This window comes from Amycolatopsis sacchari (genome assembly GCF_900114035.1).
In the GTDB taxonomy this organism is placed as follows: domain Bacteria; phylum Actinomycetota; class Actinomycetes; order Mycobacteriales; family Pseudonocardiaceae; genus Amycolatopsis_E; species Amycolatopsis_E sacchari.
Window position 1 is genome coordinate 1 of the sequence record NZ_FORP01000060.1, and the last position, 5,110, is coordinate 5,110.

Annotated in this window: 6 protein-coding genes; 1 reads left to right on the forward strand and 5 read right to left on the reverse strand. The window is 70.1% G+C overall.

Annotated features, from left to right (window positions below; translation table 11 throughout):
• Positions 1 to 295 precede the first annotated feature (295 nt).
• Together purQ and purS are read right to left on the reverse strand one after the other, a co-directional pair.
• Positions 296 to 967: a phosphoribosylformylglycinamidine synthase subunit PurQ gene (gene purQ, locus BMZ92_RS36575; RefSeq protein ID WP_091517267.1), complete on the reverse strand. Its 672-nt coding sequence runs from the start codon at positions 965 to 967 to the stop codon at positions 296 to 298.
• Complete coding sequence (gene purS, locus BMZ92_RS36580) at positions 964 to 1,200, reverse strand: phosphoribosylformylglycinamidine synthase subunit PurS (protein ID WP_091517268.1); 237 nt, start codon at positions 1,198 to 1,200, stop codon at positions 964 to 966. Before purS ends, purQ begins: the two co-directional genes overlap by 4 nt.
• A gap of 173 nt (positions 1,201 to 1,373) precedes the next feature.
• Between purS and BMZ92_RS36585 the strand changes: the two genes are divergently transcribed.
• The gene (locus BMZ92_RS36585) at positions 1,374 to 2,303 is read left to right on the forward strand and encodes a U32 family peptidase (RefSeq protein WP_091517269.1); all 930 of its coding nucleotides are present in this window, start codon (positions 1,374 to 1,376) and stop codon (positions 2,301 to 2,303) included.
• Here BMZ92_RS36585 and BMZ92_RS36590 read toward each other — a convergent pair.
• The 3 genes from BMZ92_RS36590 to BMZ92_RS36600 are packed head-to-tail and all read right to left on the reverse strand — an operon-like array spanning position 2,240 to position 5,019.
• Positions 2,240 to 3,046 carry an IclR family transcriptional regulator gene (locus BMZ92_RS36590; protein WP_091517270.1) on the reverse strand — a complete coding sequence of 269 codons (807 nt, stop codon included), beginning with the start codon at positions 3,044 to 3,046 and terminating at the stop codon, positions 2,240 to 2,242. The genes BMZ92_RS36585 and BMZ92_RS36590 overlap by 64 nt on opposite strands.
• 39 nt (positions 3,047 to 3,085) lie before the next feature.
• Complete coding sequence (locus tag BMZ92_RS36595) at positions 3,086 to 3,490, reverse strand: L,D-transpeptidase (protein ID WP_245783461.1); 405 nt, start codon at positions 3,488 to 3,490, stop codon at positions 3,086 to 3,088.
• Positions 3,491 to 3,537: 47 nt separating this feature from the next.
• A complete protein-coding gene (locus BMZ92_RS36600; RefSeq protein ID WP_091517272.1) occupies positions 3,538 to 5,019 on the reverse strand; it encodes an aldehyde dehydrogenase family protein in 1,482 nt (493 codons plus the stop codon).
• Between the last annotated feature and the right edge of the window lie 91 nt (positions 5,020 to 5,110).

Here is a 5,110-nt window from a genome sequence, read left to right on the forward strand (position 1 = left end):
AAAAGCCGCCATCCGCGCCCTCAAACGCCACCTCTCCGACGTCCTCTACCACGCACTCCACACCGACCACCACCACTTGACATAGAAGCTTCCTGACGGCGTCGCTTCGCGATGGCTGCGCCACCCTTGACCCGCCCGCCCCGCGGTAAAGAGGGCTGGGGACGAAGGGCCGGGGTGGCCTAAGGGCCTTCGGGGCCGCCGTTGGCCGGCCCTGGGGGCCGGCCTCGGCTCGTTGGGGTGAGTGGTGTGGCCAGCCCTGGCGGGCTGGTTCGGGGAGGGCGTTGGCCGCCTGCCGTCAGGCCGTCACCAGGGCGTCTACCGCTGAGTAGAACATCCCCAGACCGTCGTCGCTGGGGCCGGTCAGGGCGTCGATCGCGTGTTCCGGGTGCGGCATCAGGCCGACGACCCTGCCGTTCTTGCTGGTGATGCCCGCGATGTCGTTGCGGGAGCCGTTCGGGTTCTCGCCCACGTAGCGGAACACCACGCGGCCCTCGCCCTCCAGCTCGTCCAGAGTGGACTGGTCCGCGACGTAACCGCCCTCGCCCGACTTCAGCGGCACCAGGATCTCCGCGCCCTTGTCGTACCGCGTGGTCCAGGCGGTGGTGTTGTTCTCCACCCGCAACCACTGGTCGCGGCACACGAAGTGCAGCTTCTTGTTCCGCACGAGCGCGCCCGGCAGCAACCCGGCCTCGCACAGGATCTGGAAACCGTTGCAGATACCCAGAACCGGCATGCCCTTGCCGGCCGCCTCGATGACCGAGTTCATCACCGGCGCGAAGCGGGCGATGGCACCGCAGCGCAGGTAGTCACCGTAGGAAAACCCACCGGGCACGATCACCGCGTCGACGCCGTGCAGGTCCTCGTCCGCGTGCCACAGGGACACGGCCTCGGCATCGGCGTACCGGGCCGCGCGTGCGGCGTCCACGTCGTCCAGGGTGCCGGGGAAGGTGATGACGCCGATCTTCACGAAAGCCTCCGCACGGTCCACTCCTCGATCACCGGGTTGGCGAGGAAGCCCTCGGCGATCTTGGCCAGGGTCTCGTCGTCGACCGAGTCGTCGACCTCCAGCTCGAAATGCTTGCCCTGCCGCACCTCGGTGACCCCCGTGAAGCCCAGGCGCGGCAGCGCACCTGCCACGGCCTGACCTTGCGGGTCCAGGATCTCGGGTTTCGGCATGACGTCGACCACGACTCGGGCCACGGTGGGTGCTCCCATGTCTTCGCAGGTAGGCGGTACTTATCGAGGGTAGCTGAGCCGACCGCCCCCGTGTCGCGCGGCCCGCGCACATCACAGCTTGACCCCGGCCCCGGCTCGTTCCTAGGCTCGTCCGAGATAACGAATCGTGTCCGAAATATCGAACGGCGGTACGGCCCATGCGAGAAACCCGCGAGTTCCTGCGCTCCCTCGGTCTGCCCGGCGAGGACCTCGCCGACCTGCCCACCAGCACGAAGCGCTTCCCCGACGGCGCCCAGTACCGCGTCGAGATCCCCAGCGTCGAAGGGCCGGAAGCGCTGGAGGCCGTGTACGCCGAGGCCGACAAACGCGGCGTCGTGGTGCACCGGGTCTCGCAGGGCAGCGGTGGGATGCTGCTCACCCGCGGTGAGCTGGCCGCGATGGCCGGGTTCGCGCGCGAACGCTCGGTCGAGGTGAGCCTGTTCGCCCGGCCGGTCGCGGGGTGGGACACCGGCGCCGCGTCCGTCGCGAGCGGGGGTGGCGTCTTCGCGGCGCAGGTCAGGGGCACCGAGCAGCTGGTGCACGCGCTGGAGGACATCCGCCGGACCGCCGACGCGGGCATCCGCAGCGTGCTGGTCACCGACCTCGGCGTGCTCACCGTCGCCGAGCGGATGCGGGCCGCCGGGCAGCTGCCCGAGGACTTCGCGTTCAAGGTCAGCGTGCAGATGGGGCTGGCGAATCCGGCGTCCATCCGGCTCGCCGAACAGGCCGGCGCCACGACCTACAACGTGCCGACCGACCTGAGCCTCGCCCAGCTCGCCGCGATACGCGCGGCCGTCGACCTGCCGCTCGACCTCTACGTCGAGGCGCCCGACGACCTCGGCGGGTTCGTCCGGCACTTCGAGATCGCGGAGATCGTGCGCGTCGCCGCCCCGGTGTACCTGAAGTTCGGGCTGCGCAACGCGCCCAACATCTACCCGAGCGGCACGCACCTCACGTCCACCGCCGTCGCGCTGAGCCGGGAACGCGTGCGCCGCGCCGAGATCGGGCTGGAACTGCTCGCCCGCTACGCGCCGGACGCCGTGGGTTCGGCGTTGCCCGCCGAAGGGCTTGCCGTACCGGTGGCGTGACCGAGGCGCGCCGACAGCTCGGCCGCGCCCTGGCGCACCAGCTCCTCCCAGCGCACCCACGCCGCTTCCGAGTGGCGTGAGGTGGGGATGGAGATGCTCATCGCGGCGACCCACTCGCCGTCCGCGTCGACGATGGGCGCGGCCACGCAGCCGGCGTCCGGATTGGACTCGCTGCGCTCGTGGGCCACGCCCTTCGCGCGGACTTCGTCGAGCTGCGCCAGCAGCGCCTGCCGTGAGGTGATGCTGGCTTCGGTGAGCGCGGCGAGCTTGCGGCCCTTGAGCCGGGTGGACAACTCCTCGGCGGGAAGCCCGGCGAGGAGCACCTTCCCGACCGCGGTGCAGTGGGCGGGCAGCCGCCGGCCGACGGCGGAGATCAACCGCACCGGGTGCGTCGAGTCTATTTTGGACACATATACCACGTCGAGCCCGTCGAGGATTCCCACGTGGACCGTTTCCCCGCACTGGGCGGCGACTCGCCGGGCGACCGCGTCGGCTTCGGTCGAGAACTCCAGCCGTTGCCGGTAGCGGGACCCGAGTTCGAGCAGGATCGGCCCGAGCCGGTAGGTGTTGCCGCGCCGGTCGAGGTAGCGGCGACTGACCAAAGTGGTCAGCAGCTCGTGCGTGGTGGAGCGGGGCAGGCCCAGCCGCTCGCCGATCTCACCCGCCGTCAGCTCGGCGCGCGGGCCGAGGAACAGTTCGAGGACGTCGGCCGCCCTGGACACGGCCGGGACGAGGCGGGGCATGGCGTCACCATACCCCGCCGTCCGAAATACCGGACGTCGTTACGCGACGACCTGCACCTCGTCGCCCGTGTGCAGCGCGTTGTAGAAGGCGACCGCGTCCTGGTGGGACAGGTGGACGCAGCCGTGCGACTTCTGCCGCAGGCTGCCCTCGTGGAAGGCCACGCCGGTGGTCGTGAAGAACACCGAATAGGGCATCGGACCGTTGTACTGCCTGCTGTAGTGGTCGATGTCCTTGTACTGCACGTGGAACTTCCCCTTGGGCGTCGGGTAGCTCGGCAGGCCGGGCGCCATCGGCACCGGGCCACGCGTCACGTTCCCGCCGTCCTGCAGCCAGGCCTTCCCCGTGCTCAGCTGCACGCAGGCCTTCGCCTGCGGTTCACACGGCGTCGCAGCCGCGTTCGCGGCCGGTGCGGCAAACCCCAGCGCACCGATCGCCGCGACCATTCCCGTCACAGTTCCGGTTATCTTTCGCAAGGTAGCCATACAACTGGTTACCCAGCACGCCTCCGGCCATGCAGCACCGTCACGAGTTTTGCGACGAGCCTGTCGGTCTTCTCCGTCCGCGCGAACGTGGTGAGCTGCACCGGGCTGGGGAACAGTTGGCGCGCAACGGCTTTCGGCCGCGCGAACTCCCGCAGCCCCTCCGGCCCGTGTATCCGCCCGAACCCGGAGTCGCCGACGCCGCCGAACGGCAGCGAACCGATACCGGCGAACGAGAACGGGGCGTTGACCGACGTCATCCCCGCCTTGAGCCGCGCCGCGATGCGGGTGCCGTTGCGCTTGGAGAACACCGTCGAGCCCAGGCCGTACCGCGTGGCGTTCGCCTTCTCGACCGCCTCGTCGATGGTCCGGACCTTCGCGACGGTCATCGTCGGGCCGAAGGTTTCCTCCGTGACCGCCTGGGAATCCTCGGGAACGTCGACGAGCACCGTGGGCTGCACGTACCGTTCGCCCACCTCGCCGCCGGTCAGCGCCCTGCCCCCGCGGGCGAGTGCGTCGGCGATGTGCCGTCGGATCACGTCCAGCTGCGCGGGCATCGTGATGGGCCCGTACTGCCTGCCCGGCTCGACCTTCCGCGTGAGCTCGACCACCTTGTCGACGAACGGCTGGTAAACGCTTTCCTGGACGTACACGCGCTCGACGCCGATGCAGGTCTGGCCGGAGTTCGAGAACGCGCCCCACACCGCCGCTTCCGCCGCGGCGTCGAGGTTCGCGTCGCTGTCCACGATGAGCACGTCCTTACCACCGGCCTCGATCACTACGGGTGTCAGCGTTTCCGCCGCCGCGGCCATGATCTTCTTGCCGGTGGCGGTCGAACCGGTGAAGGCGATCTTGTCCACCCCCGCCGAGACCAGCGCCGCCCCGGTCGCGCCGAAACCCGTCACCAGCTGGAAGACCGGCCGTTCCGGCACCACCTCGGCGAACGTGTCGACGAGCCACTTCCCCACGCCGGGCGTGTACTCGCTCGGTTTGAACACCACCGCGTTGCCCGCGGCGAGCGCGTAGGTGATGGATCCCAGCGGGGTGTAGACCGGGTAGTTCCACGGCCCGATCACGCCGACGACGCCGAGCGGCACGTACTCGACGGACGCGGTGTGGTTGCTGAGCAGGAGCCCGGCGGACCGGCGTTTGCGGCCCAGCACCTTCGGCGCGTGCCGGGCGGCCCACGCGATGTGCTCGATCGCCAGCACCACCTCGAGCTGGGCGTCACCGTGGGGTTTGCCCGTTTCCCGCTGCACGACGGCACACAGCTCGTCCATCCGCTGCGCGACGAGGGCCGCCCAGCGCCGCAGCCGGTCGCCGCGCCCCGCGAACCCCAGCGACGCCCACCACTCCGCCGCCGCGCGCGCCTGCTCGACGCTCGCCTTGACCTGGTCAGGCGTGTGCACCGGGTACGTGCCCACGACCTCGTCCGTGGCCGGGTCGAGCGAGTCGAAGGTCTCCTGAGCCACTTCCGGCTTCGTCGCCGTCATGCCGCCCTACCTTTCAGGGATGTCCGCGGTCCGCGAGGATCGGCGGATGCAGGTGGAGCGGGTATGGCTTTCATGCCTGCTGCCGGTGATG

Excerpts from the sequence above, each read along its gene's own strand:
- BMZ92_RS36585 (WP_091517269.1), top strand. The coding sequence starts at position 1,374 with ATGCGAGAAACCCGCGAGTTCCTGCGCTCCCTCGGTCTGCCCGGCGAG.
- BMZ92_RS36590 (WP_091517270.1), bottom strand. The coding sequence starts at position 3,046 with ATGCCCCGCCTCGTCCCGGCCGTGTCCAGGGCGGCCGACGTCCTCGAA.
- BMZ92_RS36595 (WP_245783461.1), bottom strand. The coding sequence starts at position 3,490 with ATGGTCGCGGCGATCGGTGCGCTGGGGTTTGCCGCACCGGCCGCGAAC.
- BMZ92_RS36600 (WP_091517272.1), bottom strand. The coding sequence starts at position 5,019 with ATGACGGCGACGAAGCCGGAAGTGGCTCAGGAGACCTTCGACTCGCTC.